Source organism: bacterium (genome assembly GCA_024226335.1).
Lineage (GTDB): Bacteria > Myxococcota_A > UBA9160 > SZUA-336 > SZUA-336 > JAAELY01.
In genome coordinates this window covers 1-537 of sequence record JAAELY010000487.1, presented here as the reverse complement: position 1 = coordinate 537, position 537 = coordinate 1, and the positions used below count along the sequence as shown (strand labels likewise).

1 protein-coding gene is annotated in these 537 nt (G+C 59.2%); it reads right to left on the bottom strand.

The features are described 5' to 3' along the window. On the bottom strand, positions 1-537 hold a 537-nt coding region (locus GY725_23010; GenBank protein ID MCP4007061.1), incomplete at both ends, for a chromosome partitioning protein ParB.

The window sequence follows — 537 nt, the reverse complement described above, 5'->3', positions numbered from 1 at the left end:
GCGAGTTTGTAGACGCGGACTGTCACAGCGAGTCATCACGTGCCCGATCGACTTCAGTAGTCGCTCGAGGTCTCGCAGCAAGGCGCGTTCGAAGTCGTTGCAGGCATCGGGGTCCTCGGGAACTGCCTGCATTTGCTCGAGTGACCATTTCCAATTCCCCTGATCGATTGCTTCGCGTAGCGAGGCGGTTCCGCGGAAGTAACCATGGGCCAACAGTTCGATCTCCCGCACGCTCAATCGCTGGTCGGCAATGGCTTGGACAAATCGCTCGATTTCTGCCTGGCCGATGCCGTTTATGCGCATGAACGGTCGTAGCGTGGCCATGTACGAGTAGACGGGAAACGCCCCGCGAAACAGGATCTCCTGCACGGTCTGGCTCATTTCTTGCAGCAGGCTGCGGCGCATGCTCACCCAGGCCTTGCTCCGCGAGAGTGTCTCGGCCACGTCGGCGATGCTCATGTCGTGCATCGAGAGCAGTTCGACAACGAACCGGGCTTGCTCGACAATGCTCAGCGTCTTCTGCTTGGTGACACGCAT